Annotated in this window: 28 protein-coding genes; 15 read left to right on the top strand and 13 right to left on the bottom strand. The window is 67.3% G+C overall.

Annotation, left to right across the window (positions count from 1 at the left end):
• Window positions 1-62: 62 nt before the first annotated feature.
• The 11 genes from AB0F88_RS40375 (at window position 63) to AB0F88_RS40325 (ending at window position 9,020) form a co-directional block, all read left to right on the top strand.
• The gene (locus tag AB0F88_RS40375) at window positions 63-548 is read left to right on the top strand and encodes a hypothetical protein (RefSeq protein ID WP_362696691.1); all 486 of its coding nucleotides are present in this window, start codon (window positions 63-65) and stop codon (window positions 546-548) included.
• Between the two features lie 22 nt (window positions 549-570).
• Window positions 571-795, top strand: coding sequence for a hypothetical protein (locus AB0F88_RS40370; RefSeq protein ID WP_362696689.1), 225 nt, complete (start codon window positions 571-573; stop codon window positions 793-795).
• A gap of 1,488 nt (window positions 796-2,283) precedes the next feature.
• On the top strand, window positions 2,284-2,691 hold the full coding sequence (locus tag AB0F88_RS40365) for a hypothetical protein (RefSeq protein ID WP_362696687.1): 408 nt from the start codon (window positions 2,284-2,286) through the stop codon (window positions 2,689-2,691).
• A 12-nt stretch (window positions 2,692-2,703) separates the two neighbouring features.
• Window positions 2,704-3,132, top strand: coding sequence for a hypothetical protein (locus tag AB0F88_RS40360; RefSeq protein WP_362696685.1), 429 nt, complete (start codon window positions 2,704-2,706; stop codon window positions 3,130-3,132).
• A 15-nt stretch (window positions 3,133-3,147) separates the two neighbouring features.
• On the top strand, window positions 3,148-4,026 hold the full coding sequence (locus tag AB0F88_RS40355) for a hypothetical protein (RefSeq protein WP_362696683.1): 879 nt from the start codon (window positions 3,148-3,150) through the stop codon (window positions 4,024-4,026).
• Window positions 4,026-5,546 (top strand): hypothetical protein, encoded by a 1,521-nt coding sequence (locus AB0F88_RS40350; protein ID WP_362696681.1) that lies wholly within the window; start codon window positions 4,026-4,028, stop codon window positions 5,544-5,546. Before AB0F88_RS40355 ends, AB0F88_RS40350 begins: the two co-directional genes overlap by 1 nt.
• Before the next feature lie 34 nt (window positions 5,547-5,580).
• Window positions 5,581-6,582 carry a tyrosine-type recombinase/integrase gene (locus tag AB0F88_RS40345; RefSeq protein WP_362696679.1) on the top strand — a complete coding sequence of 334 codons (1,002 nt, stop codon included), beginning with the start codon at window positions 5,581-5,583 and terminating at the stop codon, window positions 6,580-6,582.
• Window positions 6,583-6,703: 121 nt separating this feature from the next.
• A complete protein-coding gene (locus AB0F88_RS40340) occupies window positions 6,704-6,862 on the top strand; it encodes a hypothetical protein (RefSeq protein WP_362696677.1) in 159 nt (52 codons plus the stop codon).
• A gap of 311 nt (window positions 6,863-7,173) precedes the next feature.
• On the top strand, window positions 7,174-7,494 hold the full coding sequence (locus AB0F88_RS40335) for a hypothetical protein (RefSeq protein WP_362696675.1): 321 nt from the start codon (window positions 7,174-7,176) through the stop codon (window positions 7,492-7,494).
• A gap of 306 nt (window positions 7,495-7,800) precedes the next feature.
• Entirely contained in the window at window positions 7,801-8,526 is a 726-nt protein-coding gene (locus tag AB0F88_RS40330; RefSeq protein ID WP_362696673.1) for a helix-turn-helix domain-containing protein, read from the top strand.
• Window positions 8,527-8,540: 14 nt separating this feature from the next.
• On the top strand, window positions 8,541-9,020 hold the full coding sequence (locus tag AB0F88_RS40325; RefSeq protein ID WP_362696671.1) for a CopG family transcriptional regulator: 480 nt from the start codon (window positions 8,541-8,543) through the stop codon (window positions 9,018-9,020).
• Between the two features lie 447 nt (window positions 9,021-9,467).
• Here the strand turns inward: AB0F88_RS40325 and AB0F88_RS40320 are convergent, their stop codons facing one another.
• Window positions 9,468-10,811: a hypothetical protein gene (locus AB0F88_RS40320; protein WP_362696669.1), complete on the bottom strand. Its 1,344-nt coding sequence runs from the start codon at window positions 10,809-10,811 to the stop codon at window positions 9,468-9,470.
• A gap of 120 nt (window positions 10,812-10,931) precedes the next feature.
• Between AB0F88_RS40320 and AB0F88_RS40315 the strand changes: the two genes are divergently transcribed.
• The 3 genes from AB0F88_RS40315 to AB0F88_RS40305 all read left to right on the top strand — a co-directional run bounded on the left by AB0F88_RS40315 (window position 10,932) and on the right by AB0F88_RS40305 (window position 12,619).
• Window positions 10,932-11,417, top strand: a complete 486-nt coding sequence (locus AB0F88_RS40315; RefSeq protein ID WP_362696667.1) for a hypothetical protein — start codon at window positions 10,932-10,934, stop codon at window positions 11,415-11,417.
• Window positions 11,377-12,267, top strand: coding sequence for a phosphotransferase (locus tag AB0F88_RS40310; protein ID WP_362696665.1), 891 nt, complete (start codon window positions 11,377-11,379; stop codon window positions 12,265-12,267). Before AB0F88_RS40315 ends, AB0F88_RS40310 begins: the two co-directional genes overlap by 41 nt.
• Window positions 12,268-12,337: 70 nt before the next feature.
• Complete coding sequence (locus tag AB0F88_RS40305; protein WP_362696663.1) at window positions 12,338-12,619, top strand: hypothetical protein; 282 nt, start codon at window positions 12,338-12,340, stop codon at window positions 12,617-12,619.
• A gap of 55 nt (window positions 12,620-12,674) precedes the next feature.
• Here AB0F88_RS40305 and AB0F88_RS40300 read toward each other — a convergent pair whose 3' ends face one another.
• The 5 genes from AB0F88_RS40300 to AB0F88_RS40280 form a co-directional block, all read right to left on the bottom strand.
• Window positions 12,675-12,971, bottom strand: coding sequence for a hypothetical protein (locus AB0F88_RS40300; RefSeq protein ID WP_362696661.1), 297 nt, complete (start codon window positions 12,969-12,971; stop codon window positions 12,675-12,677).
• A gap of 60 nt (window positions 12,972-13,031) precedes the next feature.
• Complete coding sequence (locus AB0F88_RS40295; RefSeq protein WP_362696659.1) at window positions 13,032-14,234, bottom strand: transposase; 1,203 nt, start codon at window positions 14,232-14,234, stop codon at window positions 13,032-13,034.
• A gap of 224 nt (window positions 14,235-14,458) precedes the next feature.
• Entirely contained in the window at window positions 14,459-15,088 is a 630-nt protein-coding gene (locus AB0F88_RS40290; protein ID WP_362696657.1) for a hypothetical protein, read from the bottom strand.
• 230 nt (window positions 15,089-15,318) lie between these two features.
• Complete coding sequence (locus tag AB0F88_RS40285; RefSeq protein ID WP_362696655.1) at window positions 15,319-15,726, bottom strand: hypothetical protein; 408 nt, start codon at window positions 15,724-15,726, stop codon at window positions 15,319-15,321.
• Between the two features lie 3 nt (window positions 15,727-15,729).
• Window positions 15,730-16,296: a hypothetical protein gene (locus AB0F88_RS40280; protein ID WP_362696653.1), complete on the bottom strand. Its 567-nt coding sequence runs from the start codon at window positions 16,294-16,296 to the stop codon at window positions 15,730-15,732.
• A 119-nt stretch (window positions 16,297-16,415) separates the two neighbouring features.
• Between AB0F88_RS40280 and AB0F88_RS40275 the strand changes: the two genes are divergently transcribed.
• Window positions 16,416-16,577, top strand: coding sequence for a hypothetical protein (locus AB0F88_RS40275; protein ID WP_362696651.1), 162 nt, complete (start codon window positions 16,416-16,418; stop codon window positions 16,575-16,577).
• Between the two features lie 142 nt (window positions 16,578-16,719).
• Here AB0F88_RS40275 and AB0F88_RS40270 read toward each other — a convergent pair whose 3' ends face one another.
• The 7 genes from AB0F88_RS40270 to AB0F88_RS40240 form a co-directional block, all read right to left on the bottom strand.
• On the bottom strand, window positions 16,720-17,403 hold the full coding sequence (locus tag AB0F88_RS40270) for an HNH endonuclease (protein WP_362696649.1): 684 nt from the start codon (window positions 17,401-17,403) through the stop codon (window positions 16,720-16,722).
• A 111-nt stretch (window positions 17,404-17,514) separates the two neighbouring features.
• Window positions 17,515-18,312 carry an N-acetylmuramoyl-L-alanine amidase gene (locus AB0F88_RS40265; protein ID WP_362696647.1) on the bottom strand — a complete coding sequence of 266 codons (798 nt, stop codon included), beginning with the start codon at window positions 18,310-18,312 and terminating at the stop codon, window positions 17,515-17,517.
• The gene (locus AB0F88_RS40260; protein WP_362696645.1) at window positions 18,309-18,746 is read right to left on the bottom strand and encodes a hypothetical protein; all 438 of its coding nucleotides are present in this window, start codon (window positions 18,744-18,746) and stop codon (window positions 18,309-18,311) included. The genes AB0F88_RS40265 and AB0F88_RS40260 overlap by 4 nt, the downstream gene beginning before the upstream one ends.
• A 31-nt stretch (window positions 18,747-18,777) precedes the next feature.
• Window positions 18,778-19,275, bottom strand: a complete 498-nt coding sequence (locus AB0F88_RS40255) for a hypothetical protein (protein ID WP_362696644.1) — start codon at window positions 19,273-19,275, stop codon at window positions 18,778-18,780.
• Between the two features lie 34 nt (window positions 19,276-19,309).
• Window positions 19,310-19,708 (bottom strand): hypothetical protein, encoded by a 399-nt coding sequence (locus AB0F88_RS40250; RefSeq protein ID WP_362696642.1) that lies wholly within the window; start codon window positions 19,706-19,708, stop codon window positions 19,310-19,312.
• Window positions 19,705-21,504, bottom strand: a complete 1,800-nt coding sequence (locus AB0F88_RS40245) for a hypothetical protein (protein ID WP_362696640.1) — start codon at window positions 21,502-21,504, stop codon at window positions 19,705-19,707. The genes AB0F88_RS40250 and AB0F88_RS40245 overlap by 4 nt, the downstream gene beginning before the upstream one ends.
• An 18-nt stretch (window positions 21,505-21,522) precedes the next feature.
• Window positions 21,523-22,599, bottom strand: coding sequence for a hypothetical protein (locus AB0F88_RS40240; RefSeq protein WP_362696638.1), 1,077 nt, complete (start codon window positions 22,597-22,599; stop codon window positions 21,523-21,525).
• Between the last annotated feature and the right edge of the window lie 15 nt (window positions 22,600-22,614).

Below are 22,614 nucleotides of genomic sequence, written 5' to 3'. Positions count from 1 at the left end.
TCAGCCGTGCTCGTTCCCCGCGAGTACGGCCTGTCGGCCGTTGCCCCCCGAAAGGAAACCTCATGAGCACCCCCTCATCCAGGCCGGAGTGGTCCGGGGATCAGCTGAACCGCCCGGAAATGATGGAGGCGTGGACCGCCCAACTACGTCGGGTTCTGTCCGAGCACGCCGACTACGTGGCCCGTACCCGGCGAGATGCCGAGGCGATGTGGAAGGCCAACCCACCTGAGGGCTACGGCACCTTCGAAGCGTGGTGGCGGCACATCTGGGTGACCGGCCCGTTCGCTGAGATTCAGGACCACATCGAGAAGGCAGCGAAGCTGACGTTCGCGCTGGAGGCTCGCTACCGGCGGGGCCGCCACGAGATCCCGGCCAAACGCCAGGCCGCCGCTCAAGCCCGGCAGGCTCCCGCCCTTACCCACAGAACGGAATCCACCGGCCGTCCAGCGCAGTCAAGGCTCGCGGAACCCCGGGCGCCGGCGCCTGAAGTGGGCTTCATGGACATGATCCACAAGGACCGCGGAGACCGCCGTAAGAGGTCGGCGTGACTTCGCCCAGAGAGGAGACGTTGTGAACCGGCCGATGACCAACGCGGAGCGGCGCCTCTACAACCAGCAGCAGCACGCGGCTCAGCGCCGGATTCTGGTAGCTGACCGCGGCGCGCAGGGGATCGCTGAACTGTGGTGGGACGAAGCGCGAAAGATCGCCCGAGACCGGGCCGCGCAGGGCGATGAAGGTGCGTGGAACGATCTCGCGCTGACTCTCACCAACTACTGCCAGCGCTACAGCGGGTAACCGTGCTTTTCATCTTCATCGCGGCAACTGGCCCTCGCGCGTGCGTAACGCGAGCGCGCGAGCGCGTGCGCGCACGAGCGCGTAAGGCTACGTGGTTCGGTCACTGTCCGTCAACACCTACGAGGAGTGCGAATCGTGACCGATGACACCAACATCGTGAGTTTCCGGCCCCGGATGGACGGCCCGCCAGCACCGCCCCCGCCGTTGCCGCCCGGGCCGCGATCCCCAGCACATCCGGAGTTGTCGGCCTCTACGGTTGCCGCCTCCGCCAGCGAGCAGAATCCAGCGGGTTTCTGGCCGAGCCTGCCGACCATGCACGAGATGCGCCCTCCCCTGCCTGTACCGCCGCTGCCTTCCTTCGACGGAGGCGGAGGCGGTGACGATGAGGGCGAGTTCGTTCCTCCGCCGGCGGAGGACCCTGACAACCCGACCGCACGCGAAACGCTCGCGGTCGCCATGGCGTTGATGACGGCCCTCGGGGTCGCCGCCGCCAAGGGCATGTGGCACCGCGCCCGACACCGCCAGGCGCTCGCCGACAAGGCCCGCGCTGGAGCGGACAAGAGGTCCGCCAAGTCCGCTGCGGACGCCCCTGGTAGCACACGGACAGCGCGAGGAGCAGGCGGCTCAGGATCCTCGGGATCTTTGCTGCGCTCCCCTGGAGGCGAGAAGAAGAGCAAGGGATCCCGGGCCTTTGGTCGCCGCGCGGGCGGCGGTGGAGGCGGGAGCAGGCCGCCAAAGAGCGGAAAGGATTCACAGGGCTTCAAGTCCACCCGAGGCGGCAAGACGGCGCCGAAGGGCCCGGGTACAACGAAGCGCCTCCGTCGATTCGGCCGGTTTCGCAAGGGTGGCACCACGAGGCCGAAGGGCAAGGGCAAGGGGACCGGCCTGGTCAAGCCGTCGAAGCCGGGGAGCCCTCAGAAGCCCGGTAAGGACGCCGCCGCGAAGCCGAAGGGGAAGGACGGGGCCGCTGGCGGTAAGTCCCCGAAGGGCGGATCCCAGATCCCCAAGATGACGTGGAAGGCGCCCAAGGGCGGTGGCGGCAAGGACGGCGCCGCGAAGCGCTGGACAACTGGCCGCACCACGACCAGCGGCAAGAACGCGCCGAAGTCCAAAGGGCCTAAGCGCATCGGTCGTTTCTGGTCCTGGAAGACCGGCACCAGGTGGTGGAAGCGCTGGAGAACCCGCCGCACGAACACCACGTTCGCCGAGACGCCTACCGAGGAGGCGGGGACGCCTAAGGGTTCCTCCCGCTCTGACCGTGACGCAAACGGCTGGGAGGCTCCTCCGGGCCGGGAGTGGATGAGGCCACCGCCAGGAGCTGACCGGTCGGAGAAGGTGACCGTGGAGCGCGTCGACGAGCGGCCTTGGCCCCGACCTGAAGCCCCGGCGCTCACCGTGGGACAGGCCGCGCTGACCGCGAGCCCCACCAAACCACCCACTGCACGCCCAGCCCCGTCGACATCAGCGACACGGCAAGGAGCACCACCCGTGAGCATGCCCGCCACCAGGACGACCCAGTACAGGGATGCGGACCTGACCATCAACGACGTGATCGACGCCGACGCCGACATGGCCGAGGAGATCCTCGACGGAGTCGTTGACGCGCGGGCGACCGCTGATGGCTGCGAACGGATGAGGACCAAGCTGGAGGAGGTACGCGCCGAGATCATCAACCTGAAAGTCCCCGGCGTACTGGCCAGCATGCTGCTGCTCCTCATGGAGAAGACGGACATGGTCAAAGCGAGAGCCGAGGCCATTGCCGCGGGCCTGCCCGCCGCGGCCGAGGCGATCGCCACCGCCGGGAGCAACGCCGCTGCCCGGCACAAGCCGCTGGCTGACGCGGTCCGTGACGCCGGCCACATCCGCCCTGCCGAGCGCGAATACCACGACGAGTAGCAGGAGAACCTCATGGAACTGGAGAAGCGCACTACAGGTGCGGCGGTCGCGGACAGCGGCGGCGTGCTGGAGACGTTGGTGCGCTACGGCATCGTCGTTACCCAGCTCGCGGTGGCCGGAGTTCGGCTGCTCGGGCTGAGCGGGCAGGTGCGCCGCACCTACAACTACGTAGAGGGTTGCGCTGCCAGCGTGGACCGGCTGGCCGAACAGATGGCGGGTCTGACCGTCGACCGAGACACGGTCGGCGAACACCACCAGGCCGCGGCCATCATGCGAGGCGTGCTGGGCGACGCAGACAGTATGGCCTCGGCCGTTGAGGACCTGTCTGCGTTGTTCGCCCAGGCGTCCGCCGCTCACCAGGCCGACTACGGGTCGGTCGCCGCCGCGGCCAACTCGATGCCCGTCCCCATGGCCGACGCCGAGTTCTACTCCAACCGCTGACCTGAGGAGATGACCATGACCCGGACCCCGCCGGCCTTGCCTCCGCTGGAGGTGGAGCTCCCGGACTGGCCTGCGGTGCAGCGGGCGCGTCGCCGCGTGGATGCCGTACGAAGTGGTACCGGCCGGGTCGCAACCGTCGCCGGGGTCGCCCTCGGCGGGTCTGGGCTGCTTGCTGACCAGGCCACCACCGGTCTGGGCCTAGCCGTGGTGGCCACGACGACCGCGGCGGGCCTGGTGACCTTGCGGGCGTGGCGGCCTGCCGGCCACCAGCGGGCGACCGCGAGCGTGCTGTACCTGATGCCCGGAACCGGCTTGACGGGGCTGCTGCTCATGGAGCGGCTCATTACCGGACCACACTGGAGCGAGGCCCTGGCGTTAACCGTCTGGGCGACCGCGACCTGGGCGTTGCGCCCGGCACGAATGGCCCGGCGGATGCTTTGCCCGCCACCGGCCCCCGCACCGACGGTCGAGGTGGCCTTGGCGGAGGAAGTCGACGAGCATCCGGCTGCTCGATGGTGGGCGGAGCGCGTCGCCGTTGACGGCGGGGCGGCACCCGGCACACTCCTGGGCGACATCGAGCAGACCGGAGAGAAGTCGATGCGGGCCGTGATCCGCTCGGCTGACCCAACCCAGCCAGTCCCTGACATCTCCACCAAGCGGCTGTCAGCGCTCATGGACGTGCCCGAGGACGAGATCGACATCAGAGGAGTGTCCGGCCGGGGGGCGGGCCTGCGGCAGCTGAGCATCGGCCCGGACGAGATCGCCATCGACGACCCGGTGACGTACTGGGAGAAGAAGATCGCGCCGAAGGCGATGCCGGGCACCCGGCTGGCCGGTGTGCGTACCCGGCAACTCCCATCGCCTCAGCTGGTTGATCCGAACGGAGAGCAGTGATGCTGACCCAAGCTCGCCCGCCCCGGGCGCAGACCCGCGAGCAGGTCCGCAGCACCGTGCGCCAGGCGTCCACGCACAACGAGGTAATCGAGCTGCTGCTGGAGGCGGAACCGGGCGAGGTGATCCGGTGGAACATGCAGGCGCTGCTGTCAGCGCTCGCCATCCGTGACCCCACCCGGGTCGTCGTCGACACCGACGGCGGCAACCACGCGGTCGTCACGATCTACCCGACCAACCCACTGGCCACCGTGCGCGCAGTCACCCGTGAGGACCTGACGATGGACCGGCACGGCCGGATCGTCATCGGGGTACATCACGACGGCAGGCCGGCCCGGCGCCGCTTGTATGACCCCACCACCGGCAGCGCGCAACGTTTCCTGCTGTTCGGCACGACCGGCGCCGGCAAGTCCAGAGCGCTACAGCTCCAGCTGATCGCCGAGAAGATCAACGGAATCTGCACGGCGCTGGCGGACCTGAAGGAGGGCCAGTCGGTCCCCGAGGCGCGCGACAACGTCGCCTTCCACACCTCCAGCCAGGAGGGCGCGATTTTGATGCTGCGCTCGGCGGTGGCGGTCGCGCACGCCCGGATGCGCCGCTACGCCGCCGCGGGCCGCACGTCGTTCTGGCTGGGCGCCGGCGACCCGCTGTTTAACGTCCACCTGGATGAGGTCAACCGGTTGCTGGAGCGTGGCGCCCCCTACCGGGACGAGGGGACCTACCTGATCAAGGAGCTGGGTCGCACCGGCAGAAGCGTCGGCGTCGGCATCGACCTGGCAGCCCAGGCATCCCACCTGGAAGAGCTCGGCGGCTCCGACACGCTGCGCGCCATGCTCAAGGAAGGCGAGATCACCCTGCTGCGGTGGAGCAGCAGCATGATGCGCCAGCTGGTGTCCGACGGACTGCTGCCGGCCGATGTGCAGCTGGCGCCGATCACCAAGCAGATTCGGATGCGGGCGATCGACCTGATCGACCCGTACGCCTGGCTCGACTACGACGACGAGGAGGAGGCACCGGGCACCCAGGGCATGGGGTATGTGCTGTCGGGGCCGCGCCCTACCTCGCTGATGCGGCACCTGCGGTGCGGGTCGATCGTCCCTCTGCGTGGCCTGGATCCGGAGATCCTCGCTTTGTATGGCGACGAGGAACCGGTCGGCCTCGAACAGGAGTCGTGGGAGGCCGCTGGCCCGGCTTACGCCGCCCGCCATGACCCTGAGGCGTTCGAGGCGCTGTGCCAGCAACTGCGCGAGGAATACAGCGGCAGCACCGCCAATGCACCCAGTGCAGGCAGCTCGACCTCCGCAGGCCAGCCGCGCCGCAGCGCGAAACCCCGCTTGAGCGACCGGATCTTGGTCGTCCTGGAGGGCGCCGAGGAGCCGATGACTGCTGACGACGTTCTGGCCGCCGTACTGGAGGACGGCGGCAAGCCGGTCAAGATCGGCACTGTCCGCAACGAGCTCGGCGGACTAGCGGACCGCGGCGACGTCGCCCGCATGGGACGCGGCCTCTACACCCTCGCCTGAGATACACCCCTCTATCTCCCCGAAGGAAATCCGTATGACGGTCCTTGTTGGTCACATCGTCGACTCCGCTCTCACCCCATCAGCGCAGGGCAAGGAGCCGCTGTGGAAGCAGCAGCTCCGCAGCGAGATGGCGCTCCTGCAGCCGTCGGTTCAGGAGTTGGTGTGGGCGTGGCTCAGCCGGCAGAAGTCACCGCACACCGGCGCCGCCTACGGCCGAGACCTGCGGGAGTGGCTGGCGTTCTGCAACCAGTTCGACCTTGATCCGCTGACGGTCGACGTCGGCCACGGCGACGTGTACGCCCGCTCGCTCCAGGTGCGTAGGCTGTCGGCTCGGTCGGCGGCTCGGAAGCTCGCCGCGGTGTCGTCGTGGTACACCTACCTCGTTCGCCGGCGGATCATCAAGGCGAATGAGTTCGGTGGGGCGAACCGGCCGGAGACGAACCGCAAGGAGTCGAAGACGGTCGGGTTGACGGGGTCGGAGGCGGAGGCGATGGTGCGGGCCTCGATCCGCGACAAGCACCGGCAGCGGTTGAGGACGGCGGCGATCATCGGCCTGATGATCTCGGTTGGTCCTCGCGTGGCTGAGGTCGTCACGCTGGAGTTGAAGTCACTCGGTTACGAGCGGGGCATGAGGACGGTTCGGATCGTCGGGAAGGGCGAGAAGATCCGGACTCGGCAACTGCCGGCGGAAGCGGGTCAGCTTTTGGACGCGTATCTCGCCGAGCGGGGTGACACTCCGGGACCGCTGTTTTTGACGGCGGGCGGCAAGCCGATGCGCAGAAGCGACGTTGTGGATCTTGTTTCGCGGATCGCAAGGCAAGCTGGGCTGTTCATGCCAGAAAGGGTCACTCCGCATACTCTTCGCCATACTTTCGCCACGGTGGCCGAAGAGAGCGGTGCGTCCGTTCGTGAGATCCAAGACGCTCTTGGTCATGCTTCCGCCGCAACGACCGAGATTTATCTTCACGCGCCGAAGCGGATAGAGAATGACCCTTCGGTCCGAGTTGCGAAGGTCCTGACGTGGACCGGGTCATAACGAGGATTATGTATGGGTCGCAGCGATCTTGAAGCCGAGCGCCCACTGAACCCCATTCGGTCCTTACCGTCCTGCAAATTGCACGGCCTTCATTGTTAACTCACATCACAAGGAGAACGCTGTGAACGAGAGTCAGAAACTTACGGACGCCGCCATGGAGCAACTCGTGAGGACGTTCATCGATGGCATGCAGTCGCTCGCGAACGGCGACAGCAGCGGCCGAGACGCCTGCACAGCGAAGGCCGCCACCATCCTCAACAACCCCCGCAGCGCGACGTAGCTGCCTACTGCGGGGTTCGCCCAGTCGCCAAGTTGCCCTCTACGCAGAAAAGCCCCCGTGGCACCGAAGTGCGACGGGGGCCTTCCAGTGCCAGCTGATCTATGCCAGCCAGAACGTTCTACCTAGTCAGCAGTCATGTTACCGCCGATTCACCTATCGTGTGGTCGCCCCTGCCCTTCGGGGTGGGGGCGTCGCCGTGTCTGCCTGCGAACGATCAGCAGACCGGGCGGCTTCCCTCGCCTTGAATCGCCCGACAACCTGATGCCCGTCTTGCGCGTCGTACGCTCACCCCCACCCTGAGGAGTACCTCCATGAGCGAGTTCACGGCAGAGGAGTACGAGGAGTTTGACGCCATGGCGCGTTTCAAGCTCCTCGCCCTTATTGGCATGATCAGTCTTACCGCCAATATCAAGTCCAGAAGCGACCTAGAGGAAATGTCCGACCTCGTTGAGAACATCATTCCTGACTTGACCAGGCCGGTCATGGGTATGGGGCCTGCCGCGCTACACAGTGCCAACATGCGTGTAATCATGCATCTGTTGGCGAAACTAGCCGACCTGCGCGGGGAACCGATTGACGTGACGTGGCAGCGTGAGGCGATAGAGCTGACGAGCGGAGCCAGCGGCGGGTGAAGCCTCGCCTTTCCCGGTGAGGGCTTCGTTGCGTCCGAGCCCGATTCGGGTTCTGGGCAACCACCCGCCCCCGGCTGGCGTCTTACAGGTTGAGGCCCGTCAGCGTGCGGCTGACCGGCCGGCGCCTCCTCCGGGGTGGCCGCCTCCAGCGGGAGGCGGTCGCTCGGAAGATGAAGTAGCCCTCACCCGTCTGGGTGAGGGCTTCGTTGCGTCTGGGGCTCCAACCAATCAAATAAACGGTATTGCTTATTCCTTCGATGGCCCATAGATTAACGGTATCGGAAATCATGGCATGAGGGAGTGGACATGAGCGACATCACCGTCACGACGGAGAACGGCCAGACCAGCGTCTGCTCCCCCTACGACACCACCTTCGTCACCAAGGCCAAGACCATCGGCGGCCGATGGAACGGCCCCGCCAAGGCGTGGCAGTTCGACGCTCGCGACGAGAACCGCGTCCGCGACCTGCTCCGCGAGGTCTACGGCACCGACGGATCCCCGGTCGACGATGCCGACCTCGTCACCGTGCGGGTCCGCCTCGCCGACCACGAGGTCAGCTACCGCGACGGAGCCGACGCCAAGTTCGCCGGTCGTCGCATCGCAACCAGGCCCGGCCGTGACAGCGCCGTCCGCCTCGCCGTGAACGTAGTCCTCATTGAGGGCAAGCTCCCCAGCACGGGCGGGTCGATGCGCTACCCGCAGATCAGCGCCGGTGACGACGTCATCGTGGAAGTCCGCGACATCCCCCGCACCACGCTCAACCTGGAGCGGGAGGACAGCTACGAGATCGTCGACGAGACGTGCGGCGAGGTCGACGTGGACGCGCTACTGACCGAGCGGGAGCAGCTGCTCGCCCGCCTCGCGGAGATCGACGCGCTCCTTCCGGAGCCGGAGGGCACCGAAACCACCACGCAGGAAGCGGCCAAGGCGCTCGGCGTGTCCGTGAGGACCGTGCAGCGGTGGGCCGCCACAGGCAAGGTCGAGGCCCGCAAGAACGACCAGGGCCGCTGGGTCATCACCATCACCATCTGAAAGGGCAGATCATCATGGCGAGAGTCAACGTCTACAGTCGCGACCCCTACGAGGACAAGACGCTGCTGGGCTGGTTCGACCCCGCAACCTGCGTCGAGAACATCGACGAAAAGACCCGCTGGAACGGCAATAACCACATCGGCATCATGAGCGGCGGCCAGGTCGGCTACGAACGCCTCTACCGCACCAAAGGTGGCAGGTGGGTCCGCTACTACAACTTCAGCAGCGAGTACAACGGTCCCGAGTACTACGAGTTCCTTACTGACGATCAGGCCCGCGACTGGCTGATCAAGGACGGCGACGACGAGATCGTTGAAAAGTACTGGGGTGAGCTGGAAGAGGAGCGTGGTCCTGGTCGCCCCGAGGTCGGCGCAGCCACCAATGTCCGCCTCGGCGAAGATCTGACCAAGAAGGTCGACGCGGCCCGACAAAATGGCGAATCCCGCGCGGCAGCGATCCGGCGCCTGCTGGAAAAAGCGCTCGACTCTGCCTGAACGACTTGTGGCGCCCCGCTGCTGCAGGGCATGCTGAATCTCTCCCCACCCCGGTGGGGTTGACCCTCCAAGGTCAGCTTTGGGCATGTGCTCCCCGCTTCAGCGGGGATGAACCATCGTAGGCAGGGAATTTCTCGCCTTCCCCGCGCTCGCGGGGATGTTCCCTACGCGGAACTTTGGTAGCAGTGCTCCCCGCACCGGCGGGGATGGTCCCAGGACCCAGGTAGTTATACCGTTGGCCCCGCTTCTGCGGGGATGCTCCATGTCCATGTCTTGGACGGCAGTCGGCCCCGCTCTCGCGGGGACAGACGAAAAGCCCTCACCCTTTCCGGGTGGGGGCTTTCTGCTGTTCCATACCGCCCTGTTATGCCCGGTAACTCCTGATGCTCCCGAGGCGATCTCTGGTCGTTGGTCCCGACTCCCGCGAGGGGGAGCCGGGACCCGCCGTCAGCGCAGCAGGCCCGCAGCCAGGACGTCGGCCTCCGCGACATGCGCGTCGCTTCGGCACCTCACCCAGCCCTGCCGCAGCGCCCTCAGCTCGCCGCGGACTCTCGCTGATACGACCCCTTCCAGGCACTGACGCAGTCCCAGCACCGCCACCGCGGCCCGTTCCGCATCCCCGGCCTGTAGGTGCGCGTGGGCGCAGCGCAGCCCCACCACGGCGCGGGTACGGCGCTCCACTGGCCGCCGTGTCTCCATCGACGCCGCGTAGTGCGTCGCCGCGGCGGCGTGGTCTCCGAGCGCGGTGAGCGCGAGCCCGGTCTGATGCTCCAACGATTCGCGCCGGTAGTTGCCCGTCCACTCCGCTTCCGGCAGCGAATCCACCCGCTCCAACTGCGCCTCAGTGCGGCGCAGCAGGGTCAGCGCGTCCTGCCGGTCTGCGACCCCGGCGTGCGCTTCGGCCTGCATGCCCGTCACCCACGCGACCGTCCTGCCTGGAGCTCGGCCGCCGAGAGCCGACGCCGCAGCGTCGGCCAAGGCGAGTGCTTCACGGTCATGCCCAAGCTCGCGCGCTTGGACCGCCATGGAGCGCAGCGCGGTCGCACGCAGCACCCGATCCCCTGCCTCATCCGCCAGCCGGACGGTCTGCACGTACCAGCGCTGCGCGAGCCCAGCCTCGCCGGCGTCCATCGCCATGTACGCCGCGAGATAGGTGAGCTCCGCCGCCGCGCGGAACAGGTCCGGGCGGGCCCGGCCCGCGGTGCCGTGCAGCAGCGGAGCGACATCATGCACCAGGTAAGCGGCGACCGCGCCGCGGGCATGTCCGCCGCCATACAAGTCGTCGAGGTCTCCGAAACGACGAGTGGCGTCGTGGATACGGGCTACGTCCCCGGACCCGCCTCGGCGCGCTGAAGCCCCAGCCGGCCGAGGCGGTGGCGGAGGGGCAGCGAGGCCGGCGAGCGAGAACGCGCCCACGGTCAGCACGGTACGGCGACGCAACATGTCGTCCTCCCCGAGGGCGGTCAGCCGGGCGACCGCATCACCTTGCCATGGATCATCTGCTGCTCCCGGCACGGCGGCAACGTCCGGCCAGCCGAGATCCGCCGGCGTCAAGTCCGGCCGGTGGAGTCCGCGGCGGAACGCCTCCACCCCGGCACATATACCCTCCGCGCGTGGGGTTGTTCCGGTCAGCCAGTGGCCAACGGTGGAGTGGTCGTAGTGCAGCGGGGAGCCGGTTTCTGCGGCGACGGCGTTGATGTGCTGCGCTGTCTGCGCGCGGGTCCATCCTGTTGCTTCGATCGCCGCGGCCAGTGCCGGGTTGGCGATCGGACGTGCACGTTTGGGAGCCATGGCAGGTCTCACATTCGTTCACATCGTCGGGCTCTCGACGATGGACCTCGACCGGAGGAACGTCAAGGAGTAGCAGCCCTTAACGCAGGGTTAGGGCTCCATCTCCGTTCGGAGGACCCCATGACCGTCATCCTCGACCGGCCCACCACCACCGCCCGCACCCTCGTCAGCCCCGCCTTGTTCGACCGGCTGACCGCGCGGATCATCGTCGACCACCCCGAGCACGCCCACCACGCCGACGTCATCATGGAGCAGGCGCTCGCGTTCCTCGCGACCTGCGCCGCCAACCCCGGCGCTGGCCTCGGCCCGTCCGAGCAGGTCGACGTCGGCTGGCACACGTTCATCCTCTACACGAGGGAGTACGCCGAGTTCTGCCAGGAGACCGCGGGCCGGTTCATCCATCACGTGCCCGACGACGTGCCGGGCGAATCCGGGACCGGCGGCGGCCTCGCGGCTACGATCGAAGCGATGGAGGCGGCCGGCTACCGGGTGGACCCGGTGGTGTGGCCGACCTCGGCCGACTGCAGCAACGACAAGTGCAGCAGCGGTAAATGCAACCAGTGCCATGCGGGGTGCGCCGATTCACCGAAGAAGGCAGTGGCCTGACCTGCCCGAAGCTGCCCGTGCTGCCGTCGAGGAGCAGACCGGCCTAGCCGTCGACGTCCGGTCGGCTGAGGTTGGGCTGACTTCCGGGGTCGCCGCGCACATCACCACCGCCCAGGGGGCCGTCTTCTTCGTGAAGGCGGCCCCCGCCGCTGCGCCGGTCGCCAGCCATCTGCTGCGTGAACGAGCTGCGAACCAGGCTCTCCCCGCGACCATCCCCGCGCCTCACCTGCTGTGGACCGCGGACGTAGACGGCTGGCATGTGCTGCTGTTCGAGCACGCGCCCGGCCAGGAGGCGAACCTGTCCCCCGGCTCCCTGCACATCTCCGCGGTCGTGGATGCGGTCGCCGCCCTCTCCGCGCCCTGCCCGTGGCCCGAGGCGCCGTCCGTGACGGTCAAGGTCGCCGCGCTGCTCCGCCAGGCCGAAGCGCTCCTAGCGGACTCTCCGGCCGAGTACGCCCGCTACGGGCCGCTCGTCAAAGCCCTCGACCTCGACGAGTTCGACGGAACGGCCCTACTGCATGCGGACCTGCACGCGGGCAACATCCTCGTCGACGTCGACCGCTGCCAGGTCATCGACTGGTCGATGGCGTGCCGGGGCGCCGACTGGGTGGACGTGGCTCTGCTGGTGCCGCGGCTGATAGACGCCGGCCACACACCCGCCGAAGCTGAGGCCGCCGCCGCCCGGGTGCCCGCGTGGAGTTCAGCACCTGCGAATGCGGTGACTGCGCTGGCCGCCACCCGCCTCATGTTCGCTACCCACATGGCCGACACCGGACCAGCTCACCTACGAGAGAAGCGGCTGCGGACTGCGGCGGCGTGCCGGGCGTGGGTGGAGTACCGCACCAGCTGAGAGGCAGATGCGGGACCCGAACCCCACCGATGTCCTGACACGCCCGCATCGCCGTGTTTACCGTGGGTTCATGACCCCCGACGGCTTAGAAACGATCACGTACACCACGCCCCGCGGCAGCAAAGTGACGCTGCCCTTCCTCACCGTCGAGCAGCGCGACGCCGCGGTTGAGAACCTCTCCCCCGCGCCCCTTCCTCCCGAGTCCGTGACCGCAGGCAAGGAGACGTGCTCCAACTGCGGAGGTGCGGGAGGCTACAACGAGAAGAAGGAACAGAAGACCGCGAGCGGCGGAACCGTCGTCGTTGAAGTGTGGGTGTCGTGCCGGCCGTGTAAGGGCAGCGGCACCCGGTGAACATGGAAACGCCCCGCCGCTCTCCGTGAGGAGAACGAGCGGGGCGTTCGCGTGTTCAGTCTTTGGCGTCTTCCTGGCGGGCCGTGGCTGCCGCCTGGAGGGCTTTCCACGCGGCGTACCGATCCCGCTGCTCGGGCTGCTCCCACCAGGGGTGCCGGTTCAGCGCCTCCAACGCGGTCAGGCGGGCCTCACGCGCCTCGACCAGTTCGGCCCGCTGCTCGTCGGTTATGGCCCCCTCCATGACCTCCTGCGCCGTCGGCAGCGCGTCTGTCACCTCTTGGACGCGGCGGTCGGCCTCGCTGTAGGCGCGTTGCGCGTCGAGCAGGTCGGGCGGGAATTCGTAGTCGGGCATGGCGCGGTCTCCCCCAGTTGACATCCTCCCCCGCCTTCAGGCGGGGGATTCCAACGCTTCCTACCTCACGAGGAGGAGGTCGCGTTGAGGTTCACGGTTCACAGGCTCAGCCAATGCTGGGCCTTCCCGTGCAGCGACGGCATGCCCTGCCGCCGTATCTCGAACGTTCTTCGCCGCGTTGACGTCGGCGTGCGCCTGGTGCCCGCAGGCGACGCAGACGAATCGAGATTGACTCTCTCTCGACTCGGCTGCGCGATGCCCACAAGCGTTGCAGGTCTGCGACGTGAAACGCGGGTTGATCTTCTGAACGCGACCCGGAGCCTTGTGCTCCAGACGTTCGACGAGTTGGCCCCACCCGGCGGCGAGGACGCCCCGGTTGAGTCCGGCTTTCTGGCGGACGTTCTTCCCGGGCGCTTCGACGGCGCCCTTGGCCGACCGGGTCATGTCGCGGATTTTCAGGTCTTCGACGGCGATGACGTCGAAACGACGCGCGATGTCAGTGCTGGTCTTCTCGACCCAGTCCTTACGGCGGTCTGTCTCACGGGCTTTGAGGCGGGCGATTGCGGCTTTGACCTTGTCGCGCCGGTTCGAACCACGCTTGGCCTTGGCGAGCTTCCGCTGAAGCCTCAGCAGACGCTTCTTCTCCGCGCCACGCAGGGTAGGCGCGGTCAGCAGTTCACCTGTGGACAGCGCGGCGCTGACGGTGACGCCCCGATCCACACCGACGACCTCACCCGTACCCGGTGCGGGAATCGGCTCTGGGGCCACAGCAAAGGACAGGTGCCAGCGGCCAGCCGCGTCGCGAGTGATGCGGAAGGATTTCACGTCGTCGGCTACGGGACGGGACCAGCGGAACCGTACCCAGCCCACTTTGGGGATCTTGACCTCGCCAACGTTGCGCGAGACCCGGCGAACATCCCAGTTGGGCCCCCGTCTGCCGACGATACGGAACCCTTCGCCCTGCCCGCGCTTACGCCACGTCGGACGCTTGTGTGTCTTCTTGAAGAAGCCCGCCATGGCCTGCGCGAAGTCCTTGAGCGCCTGCTGCTGAACGACCTGTGCGCCGTTGCGCAGCCACTCGAACTCGGCGCGCGCCTCAGTGAGTTGACGGCACTGCTCGGCGAATCCCGGCGCGGACTTGATGCCAGGTCGCCAGTGGGCGTGCTGCTCGACCGCGAGGTTCCACACGTATCGGGCGTGTCCGCAGTGCTCCAGCAGCGCCGCCTCTTGGGCGCGCGAAGGCTGAAGTCGGTAGCGGGACACGAGATCAAATTTATCGGTAAGGACTGACAAAACCGGATGGACACCATTCACCCCCGCCGTGAACGACGGGGCACCCTGGCTCGAAATCTGTGGTGCGGTCCGGGAGGATCCTACGAGAGGCGCCACGAAGGGGGCGAAGTGCCCCGCCGGTCAACCCTGCGGCCAGGAAACACGAAAGAGCGCCGCCCTCCCAGACGGGAAGGCGGCGCTCTCGTGTGTGCGGGCTACGACGCGGTGTTCTGCGTCGGAGTCGGCCTCGTCGGGGAGGGAGTCGGGGTGGGGTTCACCGTCGGCGTGGCCGTCGGCGTCGGCGTCGGGCTGTTGGGGACACCGAGCTTGCACTTCAGGCGGGGGTAGCCCTTCACGGTGCCGTCCCACTTGCAGAGGCTCTGGACGCCGTTGATGTCGAGGACGAACGGCCCGTCGAGACCCGCTCCGTCCTTGCCCGGGGCGCCATCCTTGCCATCCGCTCCGTCCTTGCCGGGAGCTCCGTCCTTGCCCGGGGCCCCGGTCGGACCGGCCACACCAGGGACGCCACGAAGACCGCGCGGCCCCTGCTGGCCGGGGTCACCCTTCGGCCCCTGCGGGCCCTGAGGCCCAGTCGCGCCGCGCGGACCCTGCTGGCCGGGACTGTTCACCGCGGTCTGCCCCTGCCCGCCCCACGAGAAGGAGAACTCGGTGGTGCGGCACTTCGCCGAAGCGTTCACGATGCGCGTGTAACGCGTCTTCTTGTTGACGCAGGAGTGCACCACATCACCGGGAGCCGACTGCGCGGCCGAAGCGGTCGTGACGCTGGACAGGCCGGTCGCGAGGACAGCGGTGACGAGTAAAGCAGCGGGCGTTCTGAGACGCATCAGGAGACTCCAGGGAAGGGAGGGGAAGCCGTGGCGCGGCTGCACCAGATTGGCAGAAGTAGGTTCTTTGGACCGGGCCAATGGTCATTTGTCGCCAGTATTCGCGTATGCGGCTTACGCGCGCCGTGTCCGGTCTGGAAACGAAGAACGCCCCCTCGTCCGGAGACGAGGGGGCGAACAGACGAGCGATCCCCCGCCAGTCCCGGAGGACGACGAGGAGCGTGCTCAGGCTAGCGCTGGACGGTGACGTTCTCGACGAGCGCGGTCGGCTGCACCGGGCCCGCCGATGGCGACACGTTCGCCCGCAGCACCAGGCCGAGAACGGCGCTCACGAGGATCACGAACGTCGCCGACTGCTGCTCAGTCAGCGGCAAACCGAACGACGCCAGACCCGCGAGAATCGTGGACAGGGCGCCGGTCAGAGCCGACACCACCCACGGGCGGGTCAGGAACGCCACGGCCAGCGCAACCAGGCCGGACACGATCGTCATGACGTACCCAGCGGAGACCTCGGTGAGGCCGAACTGCGGGACCGTCACCAGGAACGCGACCAGGGCGTTAGCGACGTAGAGGATAACCGCCGGCTCCTGGCCGAACAGCGTGACGGGCTTCTTGCCCGAGATGTCGTTGAGAGTCATCGACTACTCGGAGACCACGTCGCCGGCCACCAGCTCGATGGTCGCCGTGCCCGCCGGGACGACGTCGACGGCGTGGGTGACGGACAGCGGCTCGGTACCCTCCTCGTTCTCGCCCTCGATCGTGACGGTCAGCACCGCCGAACCCGGGGCGCCGGATACGACGACGCAGGTCTGCTCGTCCTCCGACACCTGCAGCTCCGCGACCGCCGGGTCGTCGATCGTCCACTGCACGTTGGGCGTGGTCGCGAAACCCGCGGCGTCCTTCGCGGCGATGGACAGCGAGAACTTGTGGCCGGTGTTCATCTGCGTCATGTCGATTCCTTCTCTGTGGGGTGTGCCAGACGGCACGTCTTCGCCCTCGTCGACGACGGGGCCAGGGATCAGGCGGAAGTCAGCGGTGCCGAGCACGTACGCGGCGAGACCGTCGGCAAGCCGGCGGATCCTCTCCTGTGCGGTGCGCTCGGTGACCTCGCGGTCCACGCCGAGCTCCAGGACCAGCGGCCCGTGCAGCGCAGCAGCAGCGAGGAGAGCGGTCTGCCGCGCCTCGAAAGCGCGGCCGGACATGGACATGGGCGACCTCCGGAGGTAGGTAGGCGCCCGGAGTTCGGGCATGAGAAAAGCCCCGGCTGGTCGGCTCGGGGCTGGTTAAAAACGGGCTCGCGCTGGGCGGGCTCCGCTACTGTGCGGGTATGAGCGTTGACGCCACTGAGGCCATCGAGATCGGCATCGCCGACCTGAGCGGAGTCCCGCTCTCCCGCATCGGGTCACTCGCCGATGCCGGACTCCTCAGCCGCGTCCTGCCCGTCAGCGAGCAGCGTGTCGACGTCGCCGCGTTCAACTCCTCGATCTGACGCTCGCACGAGGTACGGCAGTAGTAGGGCGTGCAGAACATCCACTGCTACGCAACGCGCAACAGCACAGGCCAGGTCAGCGGCCCACAAGAAAGGCCGCCATGTCGAAACATGACGGCCTCTCGGGGACAGACCGGGCCGGTTAGGCGGATCGCTGTTTTTCTTCCCATCGGCGCTTACGTGCTCGATCGCAGGGGACGCAGATGGGGCCAGCCTTGCCAGCGCGGGCAACCATTCTGGTCGCGTCTGGCAGGGTCAGGTCGTGCCCGTTGGGGCATTCGGTTCTCCCTTGCTTCCAGTGACGGCCTTTGGCCGACATGTCAGCCATGTTGTCGGCGCCCGTGCCGGGGAAGATGTGTGAGGGGTTTACACACGGCGGGTTGTCGCAGCGGTGGCAGGCCATGAGCTCACCGAGAGGGCCGACGTGGAGTTCATACATGAGCCGGTGAACACGGGCGTGATCTAGCTCATGGCGGGGAGCCGAGAGCAGGCCATACCCGTTGTCGTTTCTTACGCCGCGCCATTCCCAGCAGCCCGATTCCGTGACATCCCAGCCGACTAGTTCGAGACGCTCCTTCAACGGCAGGTCTCGCACAGGCACTGCACGGCCGTACCGGCGAACGTTCTCGTAGTGCCGATTGCACCACTCGCGCTTCCTGATCGGGCGGTCGCAGTCATCCACCGCGCAGAGAACGACGGGGAGTTGGCTCTTCGGGATGTAGCCCGGCTTGCCGTCCTTCACCCAACGCTGGTAGTGCTTGGTGCACATGTCACGTGCAACGACCCTGCCGTTGCAGCCTTCGGACGTGCAGATACGATCGCCCATGAGGGCACCTCCGAGAAAGGTGTTCTCCACGCCCGGGGGGTGTTACCAGCACCCGCCCGGGTTTCGAATGTCTGTTCATTATCGCAGATCAGGCCGGTATTTATGGGCAAATCACACCCGAAGTAGCACGGCCCAGGTCAGTGGCCCACAAATCCCGTCCTGCTTCAGCCCCGCCGCGGCCTGCAGACCCTTCACGCCGTTCGCGTGAGCCTCGGTGAACACGGTGTCGTCGAGCCCCTCAAGCCCGCCATAGTCTCGCGCGAGCAGCAGGTAGTGGAGCGTCTTGACGTCCCACTTCAGCGGGTCGTTGTCCTTACGGCCATCACCGATCTTCAGGGTGGGTAGCTGCTTCACCATGACCTCCGTAGGGTTCACAGGCTTGGCTGGCGGCTTCGCCGGGGCGGACGCCTTCGGACGGGGGGCTCCGCGCTTCACCCACGCGTACAGGGGCTCGCCAGGGCAACTGGTCGAGTAGCCGTCACGGTGGCCCTTGATCTCCTTGCCGGCGCCGCGCTCTTGCAGGTACTCGATCGCGTCTCGTAGCCCGTTCAGCATCGCGTTGGACGGTTCCACCAGGCCCTTGTTGCCGAGCAGTGCGCAGACTGCGTAGTGGCCGCTGTTGAGTCCTTCGCCGTTCGCCGCGGACATCACTCGGGCGCCGCGCCCTTCCCACACCACGCCGTGCTCACACACCAGCAGGTTGTAGGCGATGTCGGACCAGCCGTTGGAGTCCATGTGCTGGCGCTGAATCGAACGGACCTTGTTACGGCAACCCGTTGAGCACTTCGCCGCCGGCACAGACGTGACCGGTGAGCCCACGTAATGGACCTTCACGCCGCGGGCCGAGGTCAGGCGGGTCATCCTCTTCGGAGCTCGGGCATCCCAGCCGGAACGAGAGATGAACTTCACGGTGAGCCTCCTCGGTGGATGATGTGCTCATCGGGCTGCAGCCCTGCGGTGATGATCTGCTGACGCAAGTTCGCGATCATGCGTTCCATGTAGTCGATCCGGGATGACATCTCGGCCATCTCCCGCTGCGCGTCCCGCAACTGGTCACGCATCTCCTGAGAGGCGTTCCGCTCGCTCAGTAACTTCTCGCTGATCTTGTCGAGCTGCTCCTGGGTCCGCTCATGCTGAGTGCGGACCCGGTCGAGCTCCTCGCGTAGCTCAGTGATGGCGTGGTCGTAGATTTCCTTGGCCCGCTGAAAAGCCTCGGACTCGACCCGGGCCCGCTCAGTCGCCGCAGTCTGTTCGGCCACCCGCTCATTCGACTGCGCGGTGACCTTGTTCGCCTTGACGCTGGTCCGACCAGCGATAATGCCGGTCACCACGGTACCGATCAACGCCAGTACCGCCGCAACTGTCGCGACGGTGTTACCTGACGTCCAATTCTCCGCCGGCTTCAACGCCAGGACCAGCCAGATCGCGTTCAGGGTGCACCGCCAAAGGAGTAGGGGGAGCGGCCGGTTCAGGCCGCTCAGGGACTTTCGCGAACGTATGCACCACCCGGGCGAACACGAGCCAGATCGCCACTGACCACCACGCCTGCGGCACACCCCCCACCCACGCCCCGATGTGCACCATCGACCAACCGACCTTGAGCATGCTCGCCGCGACGAACGCATACTGGTCCGCGACCTGGAACGCCTGCACCAGGAGAACCACGCCTACAACGCCCCAGATCGCACCCCACACCGGCAGCGGCAACACCGACGCGAGGAACTGCGTCGTGGCCGACGCCAGCGTCTCCTGCGACGGGAACGACAGCCGGTAGCACTGGACGAAATCGATCAGTGCGAGCGCCAGCAGAAACTCTCCGCGGACGCCGACGCGATGTCGGACCCGGCATAGCCATGTGGGGCGAGTGGGCACGGCGAAGCCTTTCTGCGGAGGGGCCAGATGATGATCAGGTGAGGATGACGGTGCCCGCTCGCAGGCTGTTGATCAGCGCGTTCAGCTGGGCCCGCACCTCGACGACGTCGTTGTACAGGGCGTTGTACTGCGCCATCGTCGGCGAACCCGCGATCGGACCCGCGGTCATGTTCGCCGCGATCGCCACCGGCCCGCCTTGGCGGTCAACGAGCGGCACATCGTCCAGGGTGGAGCGGGCGCGGAGCCGGCCCCCGCTGGCATAGATGTGGACGTCCCCGGATGGCGGGATGCTTGGCGTGCCCATCTGGCGGAGGATCCAGCCGCGGCTCGCTTCGATGAGCGGTGCCCGCGTCCGGAGGAGGGCTTGGATCTCGTCCACCGCGGTCCGCAGGTCACTGAAGTCGCCCTCATCGTCAGCTGGGAAACGGTTCAAGAGGCGGCCTCCTGCCCTTCGAGGATGAGCTGGGCGGTCTCTTTGCCGTCGTTACGCGAGGTCGGGGTGATGCCGATGCCGATGATGCGGCGGGTCCGCCAGTGCGGGTTGTGCCACTCGTTGTCCAGATGGATCCGCGCAGTGTCGCCGAGGCTGTTCATGTCGAACGAGGGCTCGGCGCCGAGCGTCAGCGTCACGGAGTCCACCCGCAGGGCGCCGGGAGCGGTCGCCGCCCAGTACGCCGCGTAGTCCTCCAGCGTCGCCATCTCGGTGACTGACGAGTAGTTGATGGTGCGGTCCAGTCGCGGCCATCCTGCGGCGAGGTGCGCGGTCGCCTCGGCCGCGGCGGAGATCAGCGGCGTTGACGAGGTGGAGGCGTCGGTGCTGATGCGGTCGCCGCGGGCCCGCCACCGGGTCGCTCCGCGGAGGGCGTCGATTTGCTCGGACCAGCCGGAGATGATGCCGCCGCCCGGGTCGTCACTGAAGACGTGCGGCGCGGGGTCCTGGGTGCCGAGGGGCATGCCCCACACCCAGTGGCGTTCCAGGCCGGCGGGACCGGACAGAATGTTGATCGCCCACTCGAAGCCGCCATCAACCTGCGCCAGCTCGGTCAGCCGCTGCCCGTACGTCGCTTCGTCCGCGGCGTATGTGCGGTCCCGCTCGACGCCGGACACGCCGCCTTGCAGCACTAGGCCGAGGTTCGCGTACGGCTGCGACTGCATGTGGTTCAGGAGCTCGCGGGCGATGTCGATCTGGTCGTAAGCCGTGAACGTCGGCAGGGTTTCCTGCAGTTCGACCTGCAGAAAGTACGCATCGAGCGTCGAACCTCTCAATGCGATCGTCGGCGTGCCCTTGCCGCTGCGCGCCGGTGTTGCCCCGGTGATCCAGTACTCGCCCCAGTACTCGCCGCCTCGGAGAACCTGGCAGGTGATCACACCCGGGCCCCGGTCCAGGACGGTTTCGTCCTCGGGGATGATGTGCTTGACGAGGGCGCCCACGTCCCGGTCTGGGATCGCGATCGTCGCGCTGAAAGTGCCCGGCTGCAAGATCCGCTTGTCGAAGTTGACGTTGACCAGTTCCAGGTCGCCCAGGTACTGGCCGTCCCTCAAGCGGTGGAACTTGTACCGATACAGGGCGTCGCCGACACCAGGAGTGAACGGCGGAGGAGGGTCCACGTCAGGGACCGTGACCGCGGAGGCGACGCTGATGGACACGCCGACGCCCTCACGGATACCCGCGGGTGAGGAGCTGAACGTCTGCGCCCCGGACGAGGACGACGAGTTCGTCTGACGGCTCACCGCGGCCGACGCGAGGAGGTCCTGCGACTGGGTTTGCCCGCGTGAGCTGTAGCCGCTGGGTACCGTCCACGACGTGATCACCGTGGGGTAGGTGTAGACCGCAGCGACACGGATCTCTACCGCCGCCGAGTCAGCCGGAGTCACCGGCGGGGTGGTGGTGGAGGTGCCGAAACTCTCAGCGATGACGATGTTCGCGGTGCTGCTCGCGTCCTTCAACGCCAGCAGGTGGATGGTGCCGTGGTTGTCCTGCCCGAACGAGTAGGCGCCGGGCTCCGCATTCGTGGCGGTCTTGCGCCACACCCGCACCGTCAGCGTTTCGCCGTCTCGACTGCTGGCTGGAGCCCACCCCGACGGGGCTGTCAATGCCGCCAGCGAGGAGTTGAACACGATGTGGATGGCCCACAGATGGTCGCCTGCGATCACGCCGGAGGGGCGAGCGACCTGCAAGGATGCGGCGTCTCCAGCGGCGGCGGTTGACGAGCGGAAAGAAGCGGTCACCGGTCACCCGTCCTTCGGTTAGATCCAGGCGTCGCGATACAGGAGGGTGAGAGGTGAGTCCCCGCCGCTGCTCGCGGTGTAGGTGATGGCGTTGGTGCCGGCCTTGATGACCCAGCCGGGGACGGGGGCGGAGGCGCCGGTGAGGGTCGACATGACGGAGTCGCCGTTCACGGTGGCGTTGCCCTTGTCGGTGTCGATCTCCAGCTGTGCGCCATCCGCCACAGTCGTGGCGAAACCCAAGATGCGGCTGGTCGCGGCGTTGACGAGCGTCGGATTCGTCACCGGGCCCGGGATACGGATGATCGGATGCGTGCCGGTGTTGCCCGCGTTGATGACCTGCACGGTTCCGCCGACCGGAATGGATACGCCGGTCCGGTCGATGCCGTAGCGGCGTGGGTCTCCGCACGCGATAAGGATCGTGACGGTGGGGATGCCGACGTTGTAGGCGCCGTCGAGGTCAATGTCGCGGTCGATGATCTGCCCGAACGCGAGCTGCGGCACCCCGTACGGTTTGATGACCAGCGGCAGCGGGGTGTCGTCGTCGGCGAGGCCGGTGACGGCGTCGATCTCGTCGAGGAGATCGTCGATCATCTCCGGGGCGCTCGCGGAGTTGGGTTGCAGGCGGATCGTGACGAGCCGCTGCTGCGCCAACTTGCGGGCGTTCCAGCTGCCGTGTTGGTTGGGTTTGCTGACGTTCAAGTTGTCGACCGTCGGCATGCTGCGCCAGCCCTCGATCGGCACCAGCACCGCAACGTCCGTACCCGGACCCCACACGGTGCCGTTCCACTCGACCTGACCGGCCTGGGTGATTGCGTCACCGGGCCGGATCGGTGTCGTGACCGACAGCTCAGGCCACTCGACCTCGATCTCGAACGGGTCGAGGACCAGCCCCTGCCCATAGAAGAGAGTGACCGGCGGCCACTCGACCTCGATCTCGAACTCGTCAAGCAGGACCCGCGCGTTCGGCGTGATCACCGATAGGGCAGGCCACTCAACCTCGATCTCGAACGGGCCGAGGACCGGGGCGGCCGGGCGGTAGTAGCGGCCCTTGACGATGATCGGCCGGTTGGGATACCCACGACCAGCGCGAGCCATGCGCGACCGCCTCTC

The organism is Streptosporangium sp. NPDC023963 (assembly GCF_040639135.1).
Classification (GTDB): Bacteria; Actinomycetota; Actinomycetes; order Streptosporangiales; family Streptosporangiaceae; genus Streptosporangium.
Note: the sequence above shows the minus strand (reverse complement) of the source record. Positions and strands in the feature narration are given on the sequence as shown.